Below are 24,412 nucleotides of genomic sequence, written 5' to 3'. Positions count from 1 at the left end.
AATGTACTCCTTAAATTTAAAAATAATTTAGATCTTGAATACCTATAAGTCATGTTATTATAAGCCTTACTAATATATATATACTTAATAGTAAAACCATCAAACAAAACATTATCCAAAACCATAAATACTTGTATTTTTTTTTAGTTTCAATAAATTGTCTAGCAATCATAATCATAAGAAATGGGTAAATAAATATAAAATGACGAAATGTAAATGTGACCAAAACAACACTACAAAAAACAATAAAGAAAGTAAATGTTAAAGTATCTAGGTACTTGATATTACGAAGTGTGTATGGAATCATAAATATCTGAAATATAACGCCCACCGCTATAAAAAAATTAAACAAAACTGTCACACTATCAAAAATATATAAAATCTTAAGAATACTAGTTGGAATCGGAGAAAATAAACCTGCAACAATCCTTAGTATCCAACCATATGGAACTAATGGTATTTTAAACAAATAAATTGACAAACCATCCATATCTCCAAATACATATGTAGAATAAAATGATGTAGTTCTTAGAACTTTATCCCATATCCCCATGCTATTAAGAAATATAATACCAAATAACGATACTATACAAAGAATAAAAAAAGACTTATTATTTAAATTTTTTATAGACAATATAATTGACATAATTACAATGAAGCCTATTAAATATATATTCTCTGCTCTTAACCAATATGCATAGTATGTAACCATTAAAGTTATTACAACCTTTGGAATACCTTTGATATTATCCTTATGATTCCAAATATAATAAATAAAGAATAAAATTGCCGAATTAATAGTATCTCTAAACACATGAATACTGATATAAATTGCGTTGGGAAATAAAGCAAGGGCCAGAAATGAAATTATATACTTTTTAGCACTATATCGATTATGAGTCATATCAATTAATGCTTTATATGCTAATATAGCAGTTGAAATCCATATATTGATGTTCAAGATTCTAAAAGCAATAGTATGATAACCTCCAAATATACCGCATATCCTCATAATCCAAGACAATAAAACAACAAATGCCTTGCTATTGTTAGCTGATTGCATATCATAATTAATAGTTTGGAATATAAAGTACTTATTATTTTCTATAAGCTCTTTTGCTTTATTTTCAAACATTAAATCATCAGATCCACCAATATAATAAGGGATTCCAAATTCATTGATATATCCATAATATAAAATTAACATCGCAATAATAGATACTATATACGCTGCAAACACTGCATAATATAAACGTTCATCACATTTTCTAATAACTATAGTAACGATAACTAGTCCAATTATTCCACATATAAATATGCCACAATTTTGAAATAAGACTCCAACTGCGGAAGATATTATTAAATTTAATATAATAAATGTTAATTCATTCACAAAATGTTTATCATGCAAAACTTTTATGCTTTTTTTTTAGTAACTACATTCATAATTTATTTCTCCTATAAAATTATTTTTTGCATCATTTGAGCTTAAAAACAAGAGTTATTTAATTCAACCATCATCTCACTTACATATAATATAACTTATTTCTGTGCTTTAATTAACCTTACCCATCCCCAAAAATAATCTATATTAAGTGATATAAAATATACTCCAAAAGACAAAATTTTCCCTATTGGTCCATGACCAATATATCCATCCTTAAAAATATAGATAAATACCATATATCCCATATATAGTACTATTTGTAATAGCAACACTGCTACCCAAACTATGGAATAGAAAGAAAGTATAACATTACTAATAAATGTCAAAATCATTAAAAAAGGACATATCCATCGAATTACTCTATGAGATACATACACAAACCCAATTTTAGAGGGTAGCAACAAACGTGGAAATTCTCGCAAAATTTGATAATATCCCATACCTTCTCTAATGTGATTTTTAATTTTATTTTTACAGTTTGTATACTGTTTTTCTACTACCCATGTATCAGTATCATACACAATATCAAATTTACTATTTAAAATGTAAGTCACTATATATAAATCAGCATTAATAATATTATTGGGAACTATTGGTGTAATACTTTTCCGAATTGCATAAAAAACTGGATTCACCCCTGTAAGTATTCCGATCTTTGATTCAAGAACCTTTATATAATTTTCATACCGAAATATTAAACTTTCTGACACAGTATCACTATCTTCGTCATGGTTTATATACTTTATCCTACCGCATACACATCCGATATTTGCACAGGAAAATTTATTGATTAAGCAAGCAATTGTAGAATAATTGATAATTGTATTAACATTAGAAAGCACTACAATATCACCAATTGCTAAACTTGTTAACATGTTAATATCGCAGGTATGTAATCTACTTTTAGATTCAACAAACTGTAATCCTATAACTTGACTATATTCAGTCATTAATTTATCCCTCAATATTTTATTTGTACTAATTATTACTTCCAATACCTCATCATGACACAACAAAGTTCTTAAACTTTCAATTTTATCTCGCAGCAAAAGTTCATTACCACAATAAGGAATTACTATTGATATACTTAAATTTGTTTTTTTTGAGTATACAAAAGATTTTTTTAAAATCAGCTTCAATAATATTGGATACATGACATATGAATATATTGGGACCAAAATAGTTATAGAAAATATTAAAACAAAAACTAAATTAAACAAAATATTTCTCCTAATCCATTATTTTAATTTTTCAAAAAATATATAATTGCTTTGTCAACTTTTTTTTCATCCTCAAACACTTCTAAAAGAAATTTTTCACATTTTATTGAGAATTTCTCTGGGTCAAAATTTCTAATATAATCGTTAATTACTTCCTTTATATCGTCATTAAAAGGATCCACAGAAAATCCTAACCCATACTTTTTTACCACTTCAGAAAGATAAGTACCTTTTGTTGTCATCAATGGTTTTTTAAATAATGCTGCGTCATATAATCTATTTGGAATTGCATATTGAACTTCTGAGGAATTCAAACTATACATAGAATTAATTATATGTATATTACTATATAATCTTGCTTTATTATTATTATCATATTTACCTATAACCGTTACATTTTGTGCACCAATTTCATCAGCATATCTTTTTAAATCACAATCTGAAAAAGGTACACCTATATACGTAAGGGTATACTTAGAATCATTTTTTAATCCTCTTATTAAAACACTATTAACATCGAAGTACCTTACATAGCCTAAAAAGCCAATATTTATAGTTGATATTCTTTGCAGGTCTTCTGCCAAGGATTCTCTATCACTGATATTAGAAATATTATGATTAAATACAATCTTCTTGTTATCATTCAGAAAATTCAAAAATCCTCTCGAAGACATTACAGTTAGTGATGAACAGTTAATAATATCGTTTACCCATTTTTTAAAAAATGAATAATGCTCATATGTAGCATCTCTATAATCATATATATATTTCCCCTTATATTCATTTAACAAACTACTTTTAATTAAAATAGCTGGCATTGTTGTAAATATAATCAACTTGTCATACTTATTCTTTTTAATCAAATTTACTAAAATCTTTTTGTATCTAAAAACTGGTAACATTTTTTTTAATCTGCTTGTAGTAGTCATATGGCAATATGTATACTCATTTCTTTCAATGAGTAATTTGTCACTTGTAGTATCTCTATCAAAGAATAAAATATCATAATCAATATTTTGATCCTTTAATAATTTTTCATATTTATTCAAGTAAGGCATATAAGTCCTTGTGAAAAAACCTATAAGAAGAATTTTCAATTAATCATCCCCTTCATACATTATCGCTGTGTCTCCCATATTGCTTTTTGTTGTTTTCTTAAGAATCTAATACATCCAAGCAACAAAGCAAAATTTATTGCCATAAAGTAAAATATAAAACGAAAAAACTTTTCAAAGCTATTATTAATATTTCTATTTTTATTAATTATAAATTCATAATAAAACCCCAAAGTTAAATAGCCTATAATTTGACAAACAAACAATATTTCCATAAATAATGATTGTGTTAAAAGAAGAGCATTAGTAATAAAAGTACTAATAAAGCAAAATGGAATAATCCATCTTATTACTCTGTGTGAAATATGAACAAGACTTCCCTTTCTTGGCAAAAGCATTCTCCAAAAGATCCCAATAGACTGATAGTGACCAGCACCATCTCTAACGTGACGTTTAAATTGACTTAAAAATTCATCATTAGGCTCTTCATACGCTACAGCTTTTGTTTCCAAAATAACATCATATCCTAGCTGCAATGCATTAGTTGCAATATAAAAATCATCATTAATAATACCTTTTCTAATTTCCTTAATTAAATCTTTTCTAACTGCATAAATCGCTCCATTTGCACCTGAAAGTTTACCTAATTTTGATTCAAGCGCTTTTATGCAATTTTCATACTTCCAGTATAAGCCTTCAGACTTAGCACCATTACCTGAAGATTCATCTAGCTTATATCTAAGTTGTCCACTTACACACCCTATTGTTTTATCTGTAAAATACTTTACTAATTCTTTTACTGCTTTTGAATCATATATAGTATTAGCGTCCGAAAATACTAAAACTTCTCCTTTTGCTATTTTTAACATGCTGTTCAAAGCATTAACCTTGCCACCTCTTGGAAGATCAAGAATTCTTAAATTTTTAATATGTGAATAACTCTTTGCAATATCTACGGTTTTGTCAGATGAGCCGTCGGACCCAATAATAAATTCTATCTTGTCATCAGGATATTCAAGCTTACTAAGATTAATTATCTTTTCTTTAATTACTTTTTCTTCATTATATGCAGCTACTAAAATCGATACAAAAGGACGATAATTTTTATCAATCTTATACTTTTTTTGAAAAAAAATACCTACAACTTTTAACAAAACAGGATATACTACATAAGTGTATATTGGAGCAAATATAGATATTGCTAATGTTACGTATAAAAATACCTTCACTAGAAATTCTCCATTCTAATATTGATTTAATAAAAATAATTTTCTAAATTTAAGGTAAACTCTAACCATCTACCTTATCCTCTACTAAATAGATATTTTCTAAATGTACCAAAAGCTTTCATTGTTCTAACTGCATCATCTTTGCTAGTTAAACATTCAACTAATTTCATAAAAATATAGCTTGGACGTAAATAAAATCTTTTTCTGGCATAATTACAAAAGTCCACAAATTCTTGGCTCATTATATTGTCAGTAGAAAGTATACAATTATGCATTCCATCTTCCTTTAACCATTCTCTATAATCTTTAGCTTCTATAAAATTGTTTTTCTTCGCCCAATTATAAGCTTCTGTTCCTGGGTAAATCATTAATGGAAAAAACTGAACAGTATCAAGTTTTAACTTCTTAGCAAATTCTAAAGTTTCCATCATAGTCTCCTTTGTTTCACCAGGGTTTCCTACCATAAAACATCCATGAACTCTTAGTTTCGCTTTCTTAGCATCTTCGTTAAATCTCAATGACTGCTCAAGAGTAATACCTTTATGCATATTATCAAGAATTTGTTGATTACCACTTTCAAAACCAGCAACAAGTAATTTACATCCTGCTTTCTTCATTAGTATCATTGTTTCATATTTAAGATTAACTCTAACCTGCACAGTCCACTTCAGTTTAATATTAGTTTTAATCATTAAATTACAGAATTCTTTTATATTTTCTTGATCTACCGCAAAATTGTCATCATCAATAAGTATCTCTTTAACTTCTGGAAAATTCTTAGTTATATAAACACATTCATCAAATAAATTTTTTGCACTACGTTTGCGATAGCTCTTTCCAAACATAACTTGTGAATACATGCAGTAAAAACACTTAGAAGGGCATCCTCTACTTGAGAAAATACTAATAGTTGGATAACTAACATGAGCATAAAAATAATCTTTTATATCTAAGTATTTTTTGTACACTTCACTAACAAAAGGTAACTCATCAAGATTATGAATATATTCTCTATCTGGATTATTTACTATATTATTATTCATAATATAGCTAATACCTGCAATTTCACCATACAACTCAGGATTTTCTAACTTTTCAGCCAATTCCCTAAGCGTATAGTCATATTCACGACGAGCAATAAAATCAATAAATGAATTCTCTTTTAATATTTCATCAACACATGCTGAAGCATGGGTTCCAACTAAACAAACTTTACAATTAGGTAATGTTTGTTTTATTTCCTTAGCAAATTCTAAATCATTGCTTATACTTGGAGTAGATGTATCAATAACTATTAATTTAGGACTGAATTCCTTTATTAAGGTTAATGTTTCTACCTTATCTAAACACTTTGCTGGTGCGTCTATTAATTTCAACTCATGTCCGGCTTTATCTAGAACTCCTGCTGCATATGATAACCAAAGTGGAAAATAGATTGTACCACTTTTAGTAACTGCTGGACTTCTTGAACTCTTAGAGTACTTATTTAAAAATGGTGGATTTAATAATATTATTTTCATTCAAATACCTACCTCACATCTGTTTTATATATATTAATAGAACATAATTGATACTTATTTATAATTTATTCTATTATCATTGCTAATATGTCTTAAATATTGTTTTTACATAAAGCAACTTATTTACTTTTTCAATATAAATTCTGCAATGATTTATGCTCAAATTTCTATGCCTGTATATCATTCTTATTTTTAATCTCCCTTATGCCACTATCAATAACCCCATCACATCTTAAAACCTTAAACACAGTTCTAACTAATATCTTAAAATCAAACCTAACAGATCTATTTTTCAAATAATACTCATCATAAGAAGTTTTCATAGCATCATTTAACAAATCCCTCCCATTAACTTGAGCCCATCCACTTAACCCAGGTAATAATTTATGAACTCCAACTTTAGTCCTCATTTCTTTTAATTCATACTGATTATATAAAGCTGGTCTTGGACCAATAAAAGTCATATCTCCTTTTAAAATATTAATTAATTGTGGAAACTCATCTATACTTGTCTTTCTTAAAATTTTACCAAAGCATGTCACATAACTTTGTGAATTTTTTAACTCTTCTGTTGAAACATTAGGTGTTCCAACAAACATAGTTCTAAACTTATAAAATTTAAATAGCTTATTTTCTTTACCAATTCTCATCTGAGTAAAAAATACTGGTCCTTTTGAGTCTAATTTTATAATAATCCCTATTATTGCAAATAACGGAATGAACAATATTAAAAAAAACAAACTGATTACTATATCAATAAACCTTCTCATAAATATCCCTCTTTTCAAACAAAATTAGATATAGCTACCTCTGATTCAAACCTTTTATAAGTAGGTACTATCTCTTCAAGTTTGGACATAATTTTTTCTTTATCATCTTCTTCAACTATTGCCTTAAATTCATTAATTTTAATAATTAAACTACTAAAATCTTCAAAAGTAGCTCTTCCTACAAAGATTTTCTTATGAAATGTTTGATTCAAGCCTTCTTCTTCAGTCAAAACTTCTTCATAAAGCTTTTCACCTGGTCTAAGTCCTATAAATTCTATTTTAATATCTTCATTTGGGACATAACCTGAAAGCCTTATTAAATCACACGCTAGATCATATATTCTAACTGGCTCTTCCATATCTAAAACAAATATTTCCCCACCTTTAGCATATACACTAGCTTGAAGAACTAACTGAGCCGCTTCTGGTATAGTCATGAAAAATCTATTAATATCCTTATGTGTTACCGTAACAGGTCCTCCATTTTTGATTTGCTCTATAAATAATGGTACTACTGAGCCATTACTACCTAATACATTTCCAAATCTTACTGCAGCAAATTGAGTTTTACTCCTCTTATCTATAGATTGAATAATCATTTCGCACACTCGCTTTGTAGCTCCCATAATATTAGTAGGATTTACAGCTTTATCAGTTGAAATAAGAACAAATCTTTTAACTTTATATTTATCAGAACAAAGTGCTACATTTAATGTACCAAATATATTATTCTTTATTGCTTCACTTGGGTTTTCTTCCATGAGTGGTACATGTTTATGAGCTGCTGCATGAAATACAATATCTGGTCTATATTTACTAAAAGTTAAATCTAGCTTTTTCTTATCTTTAACCGAAGTAATAACATATTTTACATTCGCAGATATATTATTTCTTCTAAACTCTTGTTGTAAAACATAAGCATTATTTTCATAATTATCAAGTACTATTAACTCTTTGGGACTAAATTTTATAATCTGCCTACATAATTCAGATCCTATAGAGCCACCTCCACCTGTTACCATAATAGTTCTTCCTTTGATATAATCACTAATTTGTTCCATATCAAGATTAACAGGATCCCTTCCTAATAAATCCTCAAAATTAACTTCTCTTAATTTATTTAAAGTAAACTTACCATCGATAATTTCATATATTCCAGGTATCAATTTAACCTTACAGCCAGTTTTCTTACATATATCTAAAAGTTCTTTCTTAGTTTTACTATCTATAGCTGCAATTGCTATAAGTATCTCATCAATATTTAACTGTTTTGCTAATTCAACTATATTACTTCTTGTTCCCATAACTTCTACACCAGCAATACTAGTTCCAACTTTATATTTATCATCATCAACAAAAGCTACAGGCAAATAATTTACTTCACTACAAAATTTCATTTCCTTAACAATCATTGTTCCAGCTTTACCAGCACCGACAACTAGTACCTTCTTACTAAATGAAACATGAGGTTTAACCTTTACATCTAAATACACTCTAAATATTCTAAAAGACATTCTAAATCCACCAATTAAGAGAATACTAAGTATACCTGATAAAATATCAATGCTTAATGGAAGTCTTTTTCCAAAAGTAAATCCATATATAGTTCCTAATAAATTACCTATAATACAAGCACATATAACAGTCAAAAATTCATCAACACTAGCATAGCTCCATAGATTCTTATAAAGTTTAAATAAATAAAACACCATTAAATAAATAATTGTAATTACTATTGCATCATTCTTAAATATTGCTAATTCATAGGTCGGTATATCAAAATTAAATCTAAAACAATATGCTAAGACATAAGATAAATTTATCAAGATAATATCTATAAGCATTAATATATATTTTCTTGAAATTTTTTTAATTTTCATTTTTCCACTTACCATCATAAATAAACCATCCCTCCTATTGCTTACCTTTATCTGATGCAATCTCTTTTTTACAATTAACAAGTTATCATCTGCACAAACTGAAAATTTTAACTTTCCTTTATTTTAAGTTTTCTACATCTAGAATAATAATACCTAGAGTATCTTCTCTGTTTAATATCCATCTTGCTTAGAACCACTCCCAATATCCTTGCATTTACTTTTTTCAAAAGTTCTTTTGCCTTGATAGCTACAGCTTTTTCTACTTCTGATGATGCAACTACAAGGATACAACCATCAGCATATGAAGAAATTAACTGTGCATCTGTTACAACTATTACAGGCGGCGTATCTAGTATTATATAATCATAATTTTCCTTCAAATCCTCAATAAACTTTTTCATCTTATCAGAGGCAACTAATTCAGATGGATTAGGTGGTTTTGTTCCAGATGTAACCATACTTAAATTAGGTATTTCTGTTTTTTGAACTGCCTCTGAAAATTGTATATTACCCACTAAAAAATCTGATAGTCCTTTTTCATTTGATATATTAAATAGCTTGTGAATACTTGATTTTCTCTGATCACAATCTATTAGAATAGTTTTACATCCATTCTCAGCCATTACTACAGCTAAGTTAGCACAAGTAACAGATTTGCCTTCTTTTGGTCCAGAACTTGTAACAACAATTGTCTTCACTTTGTTATCAAAAGATGAAAAATTAATATTTGTTCTTAATGTTCTATATGATTCTGCAATTAAAGATTTAGGATATTCAATGGTGATTAGTTGATTATTTTTCATAACTTTCACTCCATTTATTTAATATTTCACAGTATCTTTAGGTATAATTCCAATCACAGGAAGACCTAAATATTTATTTATGTCCTGCTCTGTTTTCAAAGTGTTGTTCATATACTCAAGTAAGAAAGAAACTCCTACAGAAGCCATTAATCCTATAAAAAATGCTATAACAACATTTAATCTCTTTTTTGGCTTTATAGGTTTTTCTGGTATTTCTGCTCCATCCATTATCTGAACATTTTGACCTGGATAAATTCTTTCAGCTTCTTGCATAAATGAATTACAAACAGCATTTAACATTAAATATGCTGTTTGAGGATTACTATTATAAGCTTTAAATTGAATAAGCTGAGTATTGGCCACTGGAGTTATAGTTATACTACCTAATATATTCTTGGAGGAAATGTTATCTAATCTTGATGATGCTTTTTCTGCCACAATTTCTGATTTTCCTATTTCAGCATAAGTTTTTACAAGATTTTGGTACATCATAATGTCATTGAATTCATATTTCGACTTATCACCTAAACTTGCATTAGTTTTCCCTACCACAATAGTTGCTTTAGATTCATACATAGGTTTTATTACACAATAACTTAAAATACCAGCGACAACAGTACTTAATGTAGTTATTAAAAGTATTAATTTTATCCTTTTTCTAATAATATGTGAAAATTCATGTAAGTCTAACGATATTTCTTCTTCCATATTTATATCCATTCCTTTCATTTCACTCAAAACAGAAAGTACATTTTGAAGGTAATACTCCAATTCTGTATTCTACTTGCATAAGGATAATAAATTTCTATTTCTCCTGCTTATCTATTAATCCATATTTATTCCAGTAAATTGCTGCTTCTGCTCTGTCTTTAATATTTAACTTATTAAATATATGACTAATATGCTTTTTTACAGTGTGCTCTGTTATAAAAAATTTCTCAGAAATTTTTCTATTACTCAATCCTTTCGCTGCCTCCATTAGTATTTCTCTTTCCCTACTAGTTAGCAACTCCAGTTTATTTGGCAAACCAATATCTTGATTTATTATTGAATCCACAAAATAAGAATCAAAATATTTTTTCCCCTCATACACATGTTGTATTGCATATAATATTTCTTCTTCACTTGATTTACCTAATACATAACCTTGAACTCCACTCTTTAATGCTTTTACAAATAACTCTTTGTTACCATAAAAATCTAAAATTATTATTTTAATACTTACCTTTAAAGAGATTAGTTGACTAATTAAGTGTAGTTCATCTTCGTTATCCTTATTTATATCCATCAATACAACATCAGCCATGTTACTTTTTATCATAAACATAGACTCCTTTATTGTTTCACCAACAAACTGTATGAATAAGTTATCGTACCTAGATATAATCGCTGCTACTCCTTCTCTTATGACAGAGTAATTAGATATAATTATAATTTTCATAATACTTCTCAATTCCTTAATTTGTATTATTGTAATCTTCCCGGATATATACTCATTTTAGGAATGCAACTTGATCAAGTTTTATTACACTCTCATACTATCATCTATGGTTAAAATTTCCATCACACTCCAGTTTAATCTTTTGTTAATAAGTTCCATACACGGTATAATACACTTCTACTACTAAGGTAGTATAATTTTATATTAAAAACAGGCATTTTATTGCTAATATGTCATTCTAAACTTTTTCAATTTATAATGGTAAACTAAAATATTAATTGGTTTGCCAGATTTATTTTCTGATCATTTTCGTTCAAAAATATAATCATATATACAAAAAAACTACAATAGATAAACAAATAACAAATTGTTTATCCATTATAGTTATCTTTTTTAACAATTAATTAAAATTTGATCTACCATACTATCGTGGGTACTGCTTAATAATAATCTTATATATTTAAGATATATTAGCATCCCTATCCAACATTCCACATTTATTGGCATACAAAGCAAGCTGTGTCCTATCTCTTATATTCAGTTTATCAAATATATGATTGTTATGTTTTTTTACTGTGTTTTCAGAAATGCAAAGTTTTTTCGATATTTGTTGATTACTCATTCCTTTTCCTATTTCACATAAAATCTCTTTTTCCCTTGCTGTAAGCTGCTGTATTTTTTCAGGTTCAACTCTGTTTTCTCTAACCATACAATCTATAAAATAAGAATCAAAATACTTTTTACCTTTATAAATTTGATCTATGATATATATAAGTTCAATTTCATCCGACTTTCCTAATATATATCCTTCTACACCACACCTAATAGCTTCTACAAAGATGTTCTTATCCTTATTAAAATCAAATATTATAAATTTGCTCTTTACACCACATTCTTTTAATTCTTTAATTAGTAGCAACTCATCTTTATTTTGTTCATGTAAATCAAATAAAACAATATCAATTTTAGTTGATTTAACTAGGCAAATTGACTCTTTCAATGTTTCTGCAACAAGCATTATATCGACACGATTACATCTTGACATAATTGAATATATTCCCTCTCTTATTAAAGCATAATTTGATATAATGATAACCTTCACATATACACCCCCAAAAACTTAATTTTTAATAAATGAATTAGGTTATCTTTTCAACTATATTTTTTATTATGACAAATACAATAAAAAAGCCCAATTAAACCATACACATGGTAAAATCAGGTCGGTTGCACCACTGACTCTGTATACTTTAAGGTGCCCAAATGCAAGTATACTTCTTTGTCTCCTTTTTAACTATAACCTTTTTAAATAATCATTACATAACAATTACCTACTCCTTTATTTAATTATACATTTTATTTATTTTTTGGAATATCATTATTAAAATCCTGCATCATAAATCAGTTTTCACACATCCTGACAGGTTACCAAGTAATAAGAATTACTAAATTAGTATATACATATGTAAATGAAATTTCAATTATTCTATATACGCATCTTTCTTGCCAATTTGACTACATATGAAATCTCACTAAATAATATATTTAACTTTTAATAAAACTAGAACATCTTTTGTAGTAACAAAAATATATGATATAATGAAAAAATAACTTTTTATTAAGAAATGGGGGCTATTCTATGACAGAAAAAAATCACTGCCAAAATTTATACTTAAGTTCAGGAGGTTTAATTATATACAGGAATCTTTTAAATGATCCTGTTATAAGTAAATTAAGAAATCTTTTAAAAGAATTTTCAAAGGATAATCCTGATAAGGAAAGTGTGCTGAATTCATATTATGATATGCAGCACAAATTATTAGAAAGTGCAGAAAGCTTAAATTTAAGTGGAAATGTACTGAAATCTTACGTTATAAATCTTTTAGTAAAAGATAAAAACTTTTTTAGCTTAACTTGTGAAAAGTATGGCTGTAATATACAAAAAGATTTATACAATGCTGCTTTAAATGATATAAGAATTATGAGGTCTATAGTTGGGGTGAATTTAAATTCTATAGTTTCCTCATTAGATTTTCCTTGCAATTTCCTAGAAAATTATTCTCCTACAAATAAATCGGAGAAAATATGCGAATTTCAAGATTATGTATCTGCACTTTTTAGTTCTGATTCTGATGAAGCTTTATTAAACGCTTTAATAAATTATTACTCTAATATAGGATGTGCTGAGCTTTCAAACCATATTGCATTTAAATGGCATAACACTAATGGTTTAATTGGCGTTGAAAATTTTGATAAGGTTAACTTAGATGATATTGTAGGCTATGAATATCAAAAAGAAACTTTAGTAAAGAACACACTGGATTTTGTATCTGGAAAGCCTGCTAATAATGTTCTTATAATAGGATCTGCTGGAACAGGAAAGTCTTCTTCAGTTAAAGCTGTAGTTAATAAATTTTATAGCAAGGGACTTAGATTGGTTCAAATATCAAAGGAACAACTACTTTGTTTATCAGATGTGTTAAAGGAACTAAAATCCAGAGGAAAATACTTCATTATATTTATTGATGATTTATCTTTTGAAGAATTTGAAACAGACTATAAAGAGATGAAATCTGTATTAGATGGTGGAGTTGAAGACATTCCTAAAAATATTTTAATTTATGCCACTTCTAATAGAAGACATTTAATAAAAGAGACTTGGAATGATAGGAGAGCTGATGAAGAACTACATTCATTTGATTCCATGAATGAAAAATTGTCTCTTTCTGAACGTTTTGGAGTTGTTATAACGTATGATAGTCCAGATAAAAAACATTATTTAAAAATAGTTCAATCTCTTGCTAAAAAGCAAAAAATTGAACTTGATGAAGAAGCTTTAAATCAAGAAGCTTCAAAATGGGAATTGAGAACTCATGGACGATCAGGAAGAACTGCAAAACAATTTATAAACTACATTTCATCTTCTATATAGCTATATTTTTAGAGGACAATTGACATAGCACATAGGACAATGAAGTTAAAAATTCAATAAAAACGAAAGACGATTATGCACGAGTTCTAGTAGACTTTTTTAATTATTTTGAAGATGTTTCTGTATTTTTTAAAATCCCCCCATATTTAACTATGAGGGGGGTTCTTATTGTATACAGTTTTCAAACTTAATTTTTTATCTTAAAGGATAGTTGTAAAGCCGTTATCTATGCTAATTATCCAACCGTTTATATAATCAAAATCATGGATTGCAAATCATAAACCTTATTTGTCGATTAATTTGCAAATTGTATTTGCGATGCCTTCTGGGTCCATTCCATAATACTTATAAACCTCCATTGGGTCACCAAGAACGGAAAATTCATCAGGCAATCCAATTCTTTTAAACTTTCCACCAAAGCTTGCCTCTGCAAGCACCTCAGCAACAGCTCCACCGAGTCCACCGTTGATACTGTGCTCCTCAACTGTAACAACACAACCTGTCTCTCTAGCACACTTAATAATCATTTCCTTGTCAAATGGCTTAATAGTGTGCATATCAATTACACGAGCATTAATACCCTTCTTAGCAAGCTCTTTTGCCCCCATCAATGACCAGTAAACACTACTTCCTGCACTAATAATAGTAAGTTCATTACCTTCCTTAACCTCAATAGCCTTACCAATTTCAAAATCGTAATCACTATCAACATAAACATTAGGTTCAGCTCCACGTGCAATTCGAATAATCATAGGACCTGGATATGTCATTGATGCTCTTACAGCCTTTATACACTGCCCTGCATCTGCTGGAACAACTATCGTAAGATTTGGAATAGCTCTGTATAAAGCTAAGTCTGCAATATCATTATGAGTAGGTCCACCCCCCGCTGTAACACCAGAGTGTGTTCCAATAAGTCTTACAGGAACATCATTATATGCAATATCTATATGAATTTGATCACCAGCTCTTAATGGCAAGAATGGCCCAAAAACCTGTGCAAATACTATCTGACCCGATAGTGCAAGGCCTGCTGATGCTCCAACCTGATTTGGCTCTGCAATTCCAAAGTTAAAGCATCTCTCAGGGTATTTCTGAATAAATTTACCTGTTGCTGATGATGGAGCAACATTGTCACTATAAGTGAATACAAAATCCAATCCCTCATCTGCCATTTTCATTAACTCCTCGCCGTATGCCTCACGTGCATTAGACAACATTTGGTCAAAATCAAAAGTGACTTTTACTGCCATAATTATCTCACCCTCCTATTCTTCTCAATGCAATTTAGCGCCTGTTCTAGCTGCTCCTTAGCGATACCACCACCATGCCACTTTATGTTACCTTCCATAAAATCAACACCTTTACCCTTAATGGTATTGGAAATAATAAAAATTGGCTTTCTGCGAACATAAGGATCAGCAGGTGGAAGTGACTGCAAAGCCTCGCAAACAGAATACATATCATTACCATCAATTTCGATAACATCCCAACCGAATGCTTCAATCTTTTTATCAAGTGGATCAAGATTCATAGTGTTAGCTGTAGTACCTGTCATCTGTATTTTGTTCTTGTCGACTATTGCAACAAGGTTGCCGAGCTGATAATGAGCTGCCGCCATTATAGCTTCCCAGTTTGTACCTTCATCCATCTCTCCATCACCAACAATAACAAATGTTCTCCAGTTTTTCTTCTGTTTTCTAGCGCCAAGAGCCATACCAAGAGCAATTGGCAAACCATGACCTAGTGAACCTGCTGATGCTTCGATTGCAGGAACATATTTTCTGTTACAGTGCATGCCAAATTCTGCAGTATCAAGGGTTTCAAAGTGCTCAACCATATAATCCATAGTATACATTCCAAGATCCGAAAAAATTGTATAAAGAGTTTCACTACAATGACCCTTGCTTAAAATTAGCCTGTCACGTTCTTCCCATTTTGGGTTCTTAGGATCATAATTCATGTATTTATAGTAGAGAGCAACTGCCATTTCAACTAATGAAAGCTCTCCACCTAAGTGACCCATGCCTATACGATATATAAAATTAACTAGATTTTTCCTGATTTCTACACATTTTTCATCCAGCTTCCTGACCATTTCTATGTCAATATTGTATTTATACATACTGCTTTCCTCCTTTTTAGCCAATAATCTTTTTATTATGCCTTGTTTATCTCTTCAATCATGTGTATATGTGTTTTCTTATCTATAGTATAGAAATACAATATGACACCTGATCCTAGTAATGCAAGACCACAAACTAAATTCATGCTAACATTTATCGCTGTCATAACCTTTATACTCTGAACCTGATTTGCAACATACCCCAAAGCTCCTAGCACCCATCCGATAACTGCTGTACAGATTGCCATGCCTAGTTTAAATGCAAAGTTAATGTATGCAGATAAAAAACCAGCTGCATGTTGATGATACTTGTATTGGGTATATTCTGTTGTATCTGGTACCATACCAAATAGAGAAGCGATACCAAGGCCTCCTCCAATACCTGTCAAAAAAGTAAGCCCATGATATAGATTAAGTCCCACAGTAGTGTGTATTGGCAAGTAGTTCATGATAATCATAAGAATACCCGAAAAAGTAAATCCAATCATTGGAAGTGTTCTCTTATTATTTACTTTAGCTACTAGATATGCTAATGAAAATGTTCCTATAACACGTCCTAAGAACACTAATCCAGAATTCAGCATAAATAATTTATCGTCGCCTACATAATATTTAAAATAGTACATTCTTACTGCACCACCTGCTGCCTCATAAAAGCCCCAACATACAAACGAAAGCACTAAAATCATTACAGGGGTATTGCCTTTTAACACCTTAATTTCGTCTTTCCAACTTACCTTTTCTATCTTTACCTCTACAACCTCTTTAGTTGTTTTAAAACAGAAGATATATAATGGTAATGCTATACATGAGAAAATGACTGCCGCCCAAAAAAATCCTTTTCCTTCATTTCCTCCGCCAACCCATTGAACCACGCGTAGTACAAGCTGTGAGAGAAGCAATGTTGCAATAAATGCACCAGTCATACGATAACTCGAAAGACTAGATCGTGTATCTCCATCTCGAGTTAAAGTCGCTGGCATTGCAGAATAAGGAACATTTACACATGAATAGACAAGTACTAACACTAAGTAACACGCAAAACAATAAAATGCTCTTGTATTTGCAGATTGCGAAGGTAATACAGTAAAGCACATAATATTTAACAACAACATAGGAACACATGCAAATAGAATCCATGGTCTGTAGCAGCCCCATTTTGATTTAGTTCTATCAGCTATTGCACCTAAAATAGGATCAAACACTGCATCACATAACTTAGAAACCAGCATAAAGGTACCGCAAAGTATAGCAGGTATAAGTGCAACATCTGTCCAAAAATACATCAAATAGGTAGAAACCAATGACCAACTAAAATTATTTGCAACGTCACCAGAAGCATACCCTATTTTTTTGAACTTAGAAAGCTTAATATTTTCGGAATTCATCTTATCAGTAACAGACATTTTGAAAATCCCCCTTTTTTATAGAACTTTAGGCTTGATTATAACTGTTTCCCTTTTTATTTTAGTTCCTGGCATAGCTCAAAATCATTTGCTATGCCTTTATCAATTATAGCTGCAAACGCATACCCATGTTTTATTGAAATACTTTTCTTCGCATATTTCTGTATTATTTAGAGCAATCAAATAAAATCTTAGGGTAAATTGATTTATTAAACAGTTCAAACCCTTTCACCGCATCACTCAGCGGCATTACCTTACCAATAACCTTATCAAGCTGTAATCTTGGAATAAGATTGATAGTACGAGGCATAATTGAAGTTGTAGTAAATACTGTTTGAATCCTACCTTCCTTCATATATAGTTCATAGAGATTCAGTGACATTTCATATTTAGGGGGAAATACTGCAAAGTAAACTACTGTACCACATTTGCCCATAATTTTCAGTGCTGGTTCTGCCGCTTTAGGAGAACCTGATGCCTCAAATACATAATCAAAGCCATTACCATCTGTAATTTCCATCGCACGCTTTTCCATATCTTCATTAAATGGGTCAATCACATACTGTGCTCCCATATTAAGTGCCATTTGACGTTTGGATTCTACAGGATCAATAGCAGTTACCCTTGCACCGCCTGCAAGTAAAATCATATTTAAAAGAATAGAACCAATACCACCTACGCCTGAAATTGCAACCGTATCACCATGCTTTATTTTGGCTAAGTCCATAGCTCGTATGGTGCAATTTGCTGGTTCCACTAAACTGTACCATTGTAAATCAGCATCATCTGGAATCTTGAAAACAGCACTGACATCAGTCACCACATATTCTGCAAAAGCACCTGTGTCCTGAGAATTATGACAGTATTGGGGCTGTCCTTTTTTACAGGCTGGACATTTTCCACAACTTGTTACTGGAAAAAGCGAAACCTTATCTCCAATTTTAAATCCAAACTTGTCAGCGCCCTCGCCTAACTCTTCAATGACACCAGATGCTTCATGACCAAGACGCATTGGCGGCTTTGCACCTAATACTCCCATGGTTACCATATGCACGTCTGTTGCACAAAGAGCAGCATATGCAATTTTCACCTTTACTTGATTCGCAGCTACTTTTGGAATTTCCACATTACGAACTTCTACCTTATTTTCATCTGCAAACCATACCTGTTTCATTTTTTTCAATTTTCTTCACCCCTTCTGTTAACATTAGACTTTAAAAAAATACTTGGTTTATTTTTCCATTTATACAAATCCTTTAAATTTGGCTAATTATTTCTTAGATTCTTTACCAATTATCAAAACGTTTACATTAATCATTTTAATTTTATTCATTGTTTATTAGAATCTTTGCTATAAGGCATAATGTTACTTTCAGTTGTCCTCCTGCAGACGAACACCCCTCTATTGCCTTTTTCTTAAACTTATTTAATTTATCAATAAAGTGAATAAAATCTTCTTATACACATGTGTTAATTTTATTATATATTCTTTGTTATGCTTGAACAATGAACGAAAAGGACATAAAAATATAGAGACTTGTCTCTTTAGTGTAAATTTTTTCATGGAAATTTATCGTTTTTTTCTATTATGTATTTGCATGCATTGAAAACTCTATTTGTCATTTTTATATCAATCATTACATTGATTTGAAATAAATTACACTTCATGTTAAAATTATTTTGTGAAAATTCAAATAATTTCAGATATTCTTAATAGTAATATCTAATAACTATAATCAAAATTTTATGCAAGCATTTCAATACCTGATTACTTTTAATATTTGGAGGAAAATTATGATAAATAACATATATCAACCCTATATTACAAGAATTCCTATGTTAACCTCTGAAATTTTAATTCGTCATGTAGAGCTGCTTGACAATAGAACCTCTGAGTTTCAGCATTCACATAATTCTTATGAAATCTACTACTCAATTGAAGGAAACTTAAGAATAAATGTATCTGGTCATATAATTAGTGTACCAACAGGTCATCTGCTTTTATTGCCTCCACATACCTGGCATGGAACTATATATGAGCCTGATGTACAGCGAAAATATTTTATTATAATTTTTGAGCTTCCTGAAAATCTTACCAAAAATATAGGTACTAATTATGCGGAATTTGAGACATCAGATATTCAGAGAATTTTTTCAAATGTAAAAGAGGGCAAGTATTACGTAGCTCGTGATGACACTAATTGCTGCAACATAATAAAAAAAATATCTACAGAACTGAATGATAAAAAATTCGGTTGGCAATTAAACATTAGAAGTCTTTATCTCAGCTTTATAATCTTAGCAATGCGAAATCTTATTCCTGAAACCTATGCTGAAGTTGATGAAAACAGCCAAAATGTAAATTTAGCCATAAAAATCTCTAAATATATGCACGCAAATTACAATAAAGACATAAGCCTTCAAAGCGTTGCTAAAGCCATGTATGTAACCACACGTCATGTAAACCGTGTTTTTGAAGCCTGCTTTGCCACTACCTTTAGTAAAACCTTAAGTATTTTTCGCCTAAATTATGCTAAGGATTACCTATTTAAAACTGACTATTCTGTGGATAAAATTGCAAATTTAGTCGGCTTTTCTTCCTCCAGGACACTATTAAAGCTATTTCATGAGGTAGAAGGCATAACAACCACCCAGTATCGTAAAATGGTTCGAAAGTCAAAGATTAATGAGTAATATATTATTGTGTAGTAGTCTCTATCCAAAATCAAAACTTATGAAAAACAATGCAAAGCTTGATACTTGCTATAATGTACAAACAACAGTAGACAGCAAAAGCCCTTGAAGTCAAGGGCTTTCTATTGTATCAAAATTATAGTTTATGTGCTTCCGTGGAACTGATGTTTATGGTATATAAAAGCATTAGAGCTCATTAATACGGTTAGCTTTTATACACCATATATTCAATGCGTACTCCACCTAAAAAGTTGTTTAGCATTATGCTTATTTTATCCATCACTAAAGTTGAAAGATTTAATCAGCATTTCCTTCCTCATTATTTTCTTTTTTGTTTTCTTTAGAATTACTTGTAGCCTTATTTAGGAAATCCATAATATTAACACCAGTCAAAGCTTCTACAGTTTCAGGAAGCTGAGACATAATATCACTTACATAACCTGTAACCTTTGCAGCACCTGTGCCTTTTCCTTCACCTGATCCATTATCAACAATGACAATCTTTTCAGTTTTAGATAATGGTTCTGATACAGCTTTTGCAATTTCAGGCAATTTTTCTACAATCATTTGAGCCATAGCAGCATTATTATATTGTTTATACGCTTCTGCCTTTTTCATCATAGCTTCTGCTTCTGCTTTACCTTTTTCTCTAATAATATCAACTTCTGCCATACCTTGAAGTCTTAGTGCTTCGGATTTTGCTTTACCTTCTAATTCAATTGCTCTTGCTCTTGCTTCTGCATCAGCAATTTCTTTGTATTTAATTGCATCTGCTGTTTGGACACTCATATACTTATCCGCTTCTGCTTGCTTTTTAACAGTAGCTTCAAGTTCTCTTTCTTTTCTCATAGCTTCTTTTTCTGCAAGCTCAATTTCTCTCTGTTTCTTTGTAATTTCTACTTGTAAAGCAGCATCTGTCAATTCTTTCTCTTTTTCTTTCTTAGTAATTTCTACTTGAACTTGTGTTTCAGTAACTTCCCTTTTAGCCTTGTTTGCTTCAATTTCATATGCTAAATCAGATGCAGCCTTTGCTCTTTCCTGTTCCATTCTATACGCTTGTACTTTTAATTCTTTATCCTTTGTGGATTCAGCAATTTGTGTCTCTGATAAAATTTTTGCAGCTTCACCTAATCTAATTGCTTCTGCTGTTTTTATTTTAGTTTCTTTTGCTGCTTCTGCTTCTGCAATTTGTGCATCTCTTTTTACAGCTGCTATTCTTGGTTTACCAAGTGCTTCTAAATAACCATTTTTATCTGAAATATCCTTGATAGTTAAAACCTTTAACTCTAAACCCATTTGTGCAAGATCTATTGCTGCAACTTCTTGAACATGGGATGCAAACTTTTCTCTATCCCTGTATATTTCTTCGATAGTCATTTTTGATACAATTTCTCTAAGTTTACCTTCCATAACATTCTTTGTGGTATGTTCGATAACATCAAGAGTATGCTGAAGTCCATTTGATGTATTAAATTGTTCTGCCGCAGATAAAATTGAATCTGTATCTGATTTTACTTTTACAACAGCAACTCCATCTGCAGTAATTCCTACTCCCTGTCCAGTTAATGCCCCTTCTATACGAACATCAATCTGCATATTTTCTAAAGAAATCTTATCTGTTCTTTCTAAAAGTGGAACTACAAATCCACCACCACCAGTGATAACTCTCTTTTTAAGACCTGTTACAACAATAGCCTTATCTTGAGGTACTCTTTTCCACATGGAAAAAACGCCCAAAATAAGAAGTAGTATGACCCCTACAATAATTGCAGGAATAAGAATAGTTGACATAATATTTGCCACTCCTTTTTCAATAAATTTTAATTTTCCTCTTCTAAAGGCTCTACATAAAATACATTACCTTTAATTGAATATATCATTACATCTTGTCCTTGCGCTATGGATCTTTTGTTAACATGCTGTGCTGGAGCATTATACTTACTTCCATTAACAGTATAAGATATAGTTCCAAAGCCATTCTCAAGTACTGGTGATATAACCTTTGCCTTCATTCCTATAAGCTTGTTTTGTGAAACTGCACTTGTATTTTGTGCTTTATATAGTGGTATTAATACAAATCTATATAGTAAAAAAGAAACAACAATTCCTAAAACAGCTGCTACTACAAATATAATAACTGCATTAAATTTATATCTAGTACCTAAAATTCCAATACCGCCAAATACAGTAATAAACGAAACTATAGTTATAGGTTTTAGTGGAAAAAGTGAAAATCCACCATGGCTATCAGCGTGTATATCAAAATGACTGTCTAAATGAATTGCTCCTAGTAAGTCTCCAACTACAAATGTTACTAAGGTGTATATAACTCCTACCCAAAATAGAATTGTATAAGCTTTTTCCATATAAGCCCCCCTCGCATAATCAAATCATATAATGGATATTCTCCTCACCTCCCAATAGAACTTTAACTTGAAACTAAATAGATTAAAGTTAACTTAACCCACTTTAATACGCAGGTGCGTATCGCTTTAAGTAATATTAAATATCACTTAATGTGATATGATTATAATATTACTACATAAAAAACACAATTGCCATATCAACTATAATTTTCCACAAAAGTCTTAAAAATAATAACCTATATGTATAAACATCATAGGTTATCATTTTTGCTCTCTTTTACTCTTGTATAATACATCAATTAAATATTGACTTAATTAACCTTTCAATTTTTCTTTAATCCCAAGTCCTATCTTTTTTACTGTAGGTAATATTGATTTAAATTCCTTTGGAATATCCTGTGCCAAACTGTATTCTTTATCTTCTTCAGAATTTACATCATCCTTAAAGGCATACTGTACAATTAGCTTTTCTTCATCTTTGCATATTAAAATACCTATAGAAGGCTTATCTTCTTTTTTCTTTAAATTATCATCTATCAATGAAAGATAAAAGCTAAGCTTTCCTAAATATTCTGGTCTAAACTTACCTATTTTTAATTCAACATTTACATAGCATCGTATATCTAAATTATAAAATAGTAGCCCCACATAATAATCTTCTTTTTCTACTTCTATATGAAAATTACTTCCCACAAAAGAAAAACCTGCATGGATCTCTAGGAAATATTCAACAACATGATTTTCAAATTGCTTTTGCAAATCTTTTTCTGTTGCTTCTTCTAAAAAAGTCAAAAAATCAAGCATATATTTATCTTTTATTAATTCAATTGATATATCTTGCTTTAATATCATTTCGTCAATATGATTGTCCTCTTCTTCCCAAAGTTCCTTTAATTCAGAATCCGTTTTCTCTGCAGTCTCTACTATAGGTTTACTTTCAATAACATCATTGTTGTCAATTTCACTATCTTGTTTTTCATTAACATCTGTTTCATCAATATCTTCTTTATAATTTTCTTTTTCATCATTATCATTTAAACTTTCTTCTTCACTATTTTCAATTTCTATTTCTTTAATAAGTGTAGTTTTTCCCCAAGAATTTTCTATAATTTTATTTATGTAATATACTCTTTTATCGTAATCATCAATTTCATCCATTAAAATTATGTTATGAGACCAACTGATTTTTGAAGCAACTCCTTTAACAAATTCCTCATCTTTATAAGCCTCAGCAAACTTGCGCATACATCTTAAATTTCTCTCTGAAAAACCCTGCATATTTGGAAATGCTATTTTTAAATCCTTTGATAACTCATCAATAATTAAATCTTCTAGTATTCCTTCACCTTGTTTATTCAAAATTAAATTTCCAATATTCCAGTAGAGCATAAGTAATTCTTTATTTACTGATATTACAGCCTTTTGCTGCGAATCAATTATTTTATCTTTTAATTCATTTAAAAAAGTAACATACCCTTTATCATATTCTTTTAACATCAAAGTCACCTCATAATTCCTTAATAG

At 29.9% G+C, this 24,412-nt stretch carries 20 protein-coding genes and 1 riboswitch; of the genes, 2 read left to right on the top strand and 18 right to left on the bottom strand.

Translation table 11 applies throughout. The annotated features are described in order from the left end of the window. Positions 1 to 49: 49 nt before the first annotated feature. The 11 genes from Q6H37_RS07385 to Q6H37_RS07335 form a co-directional block, all read right to left on the bottom strand. Positions 50 to 1,393, bottom strand: a complete 1,344-nt coding sequence (locus tag Q6H37_RS07385) for a hypothetical protein (protein WP_318740508.1) — start codon at positions 1,391 to 1,393, stop codon at positions 50 to 52. A gap of 149 nt (positions 1,394 to 1,542) precedes the next feature. Further along, entirely contained in the window at positions 1,543 to 2,667 is a 1,125-nt protein-coding gene (locus Q6H37_RS07380) for a hypothetical protein (protein ID WP_318740506.1), read from the bottom strand. Positions 2,668 to 2,690: 23 nt separating this feature from the next. After that, positions 2,691 to 3,764 carry a hypothetical protein gene (locus Q6H37_RS07375; RefSeq protein WP_318740504.1) on the bottom strand — a complete coding sequence of 358 codons (1,074 nt, stop codon included), beginning with the start codon at positions 3,762 to 3,764 and terminating at the stop codon, positions 2,691 to 2,693. Between the two features lie 20 nt (positions 3,765 to 3,784). Next, a complete protein-coding gene (locus tag Q6H37_RS07370) occupies positions 3,785 to 4,951 on the bottom strand; it encodes a glycosyltransferase family 2 protein (protein ID WP_318740502.1) in 1,167 nt (388 codons plus the stop codon). A gap of 74 nt (positions 4,952 to 5,025) precedes the next feature. Then, positions 5,026 to 6,471 (bottom strand): B12-binding domain-containing radical SAM protein, encoded by a 1,446-nt coding sequence (locus tag Q6H37_RS07365; protein ID WP_318740500.1) that lies wholly within the window; start codon positions 6,469 to 6,471, stop codon positions 5,026 to 5,028. A 167-nt stretch (positions 6,472 to 6,638) separates the two neighbouring features. After that, a complete protein-coding gene (locus Q6H37_RS07360; RefSeq protein WP_318740498.1) occupies positions 6,639 to 7,241 on the bottom strand; it encodes a sugar transferase in 603 nt (200 codons plus the stop codon). Positions 7,242 to 7,255: 14 nt separating this feature from the next. Further along, complete coding sequence (locus tag Q6H37_RS07355) at positions 7,256 to 9,139, bottom strand: nucleoside-diphosphate sugar epimerase/dehydratase (RefSeq protein ID WP_318740496.1); 1,884 nt, start codon at positions 9,137 to 9,139, stop codon at positions 7,256 to 7,258. 89 nt (positions 9,140 to 9,228) lie between these two features. Next, the gene (locus tag Q6H37_RS07350; RefSeq protein ID WP_318740494.1) at positions 9,229 to 9,924 is read right to left on the bottom strand and encodes a CpsD/CapB family tyrosine-protein kinase; all 696 of its coding nucleotides are present in this window, start codon (positions 9,922 to 9,924) and stop codon (positions 9,229 to 9,231) included. Positions 9,925 to 9,942: 18 nt separating this feature from the next. Then, entirely contained in the window at positions 9,943 to 10,695 is a 753-nt protein-coding gene (locus tag Q6H37_RS07345; protein WP_318740492.1) for a YveK family protein, read from the bottom strand. A gap of 34 nt (positions 10,696 to 10,729) precedes the next feature. Further along, the gene (locus Q6H37_RS07340; protein WP_318740489.1) at positions 10,730 to 11,365 is read right to left on the bottom strand and encodes a response regulator transcription factor; all 636 of its coding nucleotides are present in this window, start codon (positions 11,363 to 11,365) and stop codon (positions 10,730 to 10,732) included. Positions 11,366 to 11,825: 460 nt separating this feature from the next. Next, a complete protein-coding gene (locus Q6H37_RS07335; protein WP_318740487.1) occupies positions 11,826 to 12,467 on the bottom strand; it encodes a response regulator transcription factor in 642 nt (213 codons plus the stop codon). A 110-nt stretch (positions 12,468 to 12,577) separates the two neighbouring features. Beyond that, positions 12,578 to 12,660: riboswitch (cyclic di-GMP riboswitch) on the bottom strand. Positions 12,661 to 13,004: 344 nt separating this feature from the next. Between Q6H37_RS07335 and Q6H37_RS07330 the strand changes: the two genes are divergently transcribed. Then, positions 13,005 to 14,297 (top strand): ATP-binding protein, encoded by a 1,293-nt coding sequence (locus tag Q6H37_RS07330; RefSeq protein ID WP_318740486.1) that lies wholly within the window; start codon positions 13,005 to 13,007, stop codon positions 14,295 to 14,297. Positions 14,298 to 14,581: 284 nt separating this feature from the next. Here Q6H37_RS07330 and Q6H37_RS07325 read toward each other — a convergent pair whose 3' ends face one another. The 4 genes from Q6H37_RS07325 to Q6H37_RS07310 form a co-directional block, all read right to left on the bottom strand. Beyond that, entirely contained in the window at positions 14,582 to 15,550 is a 969-nt protein-coding gene (locus Q6H37_RS07325; RefSeq protein WP_318740484.1) for a transketolase family protein, read from the bottom strand. Between the two features lie 2 nt (positions 15,551 to 15,552). Continuing rightward, positions 15,553 to 16,395 carry a transketolase gene (locus Q6H37_RS07320; protein WP_318740482.1) on the bottom strand — a complete coding sequence of 281 codons (843 nt, stop codon included), beginning with the start codon at positions 16,393 to 16,395 and terminating at the stop codon, positions 15,553 to 15,555. 62 nt (positions 16,396 to 16,457) lie between these two features. After that, positions 16,458 to 17,828 carry a glycoside-pentoside-hexuronide (GPH):cation symporter gene (locus tag Q6H37_RS07315; protein WP_318740480.1) on the bottom strand — a complete coding sequence of 457 codons (1,371 nt, stop codon included), beginning with the start codon at positions 17,826 to 17,828 and terminating at the stop codon, positions 16,458 to 16,460. A gap of 166 nt (positions 17,829 to 17,994) precedes the next feature. Beyond that, positions 17,995 to 19,002: a zinc-dependent alcohol dehydrogenase gene (locus Q6H37_RS07310; RefSeq protein WP_318742949.1), complete on the bottom strand. Its 1,008-nt coding sequence runs from the start codon at positions 19,000 to 19,002 to the stop codon at positions 17,995 to 17,997. 620 nt (positions 19,003 to 19,622) lie between these two features. Here Q6H37_RS07310 and Q6H37_RS07305 point away from each other — a divergent pair. Further along, positions 19,623 to 20,522: an AraC family transcriptional regulator gene (locus Q6H37_RS07305; RefSeq protein ID WP_318740478.1), complete on the top strand. Its 900-nt coding sequence runs from the start codon at positions 19,623 to 19,625 to the stop codon at positions 20,520 to 20,522. A 297-nt stretch (positions 20,523 to 20,819) separates the two neighbouring features. Here the strand turns inward: Q6H37_RS07305 and Q6H37_RS07300 are convergent, their stop codons facing one another. From Q6H37_RS07300 to Q6H37_RS07290, 3 genes are all read right to left on the bottom strand, one after another. After that, the gene (locus Q6H37_RS07300; RefSeq protein ID WP_318740475.1) at positions 20,820 to 22,313 is read right to left on the bottom strand and encodes a flotillin family protein; all 1,494 of its coding nucleotides are present in this window, start codon (positions 22,311 to 22,313) and stop codon (positions 20,820 to 20,822) included. Between the two features lie 29 nt (positions 22,314 to 22,342). Further along, positions 22,343 to 22,888 carry an NfeD family protein gene (locus Q6H37_RS07295; protein ID WP_318740471.1) on the bottom strand — a complete coding sequence of 182 codons (546 nt, stop codon included), beginning with the start codon at positions 22,886 to 22,888 and terminating at the stop codon, positions 22,343 to 22,345. 315 nt (positions 22,889 to 23,203) lie between these two features. After that, a complete protein-coding gene (locus tag Q6H37_RS07290; RefSeq protein ID WP_318740469.1) occupies positions 23,204 to 24,385 on the bottom strand; it encodes a PDDEXK nuclease domain-containing protein in 1,182 nt (393 codons plus the stop codon). Positions 24,386 to 24,412 lie beyond the last annotated feature (27 nt).

Source organism: Clostridium sp. JS66 (assembly GCF_033561535.1).
GTDB lineage: Bacteria > Bacillota > Clostridia > Clostridiales > Clostridiaceae > Clostridium_AM > Clostridium_AM carboxidivorans.
This window is presented reverse-complemented; position numbering and strand designations above follow the sequence as displayed.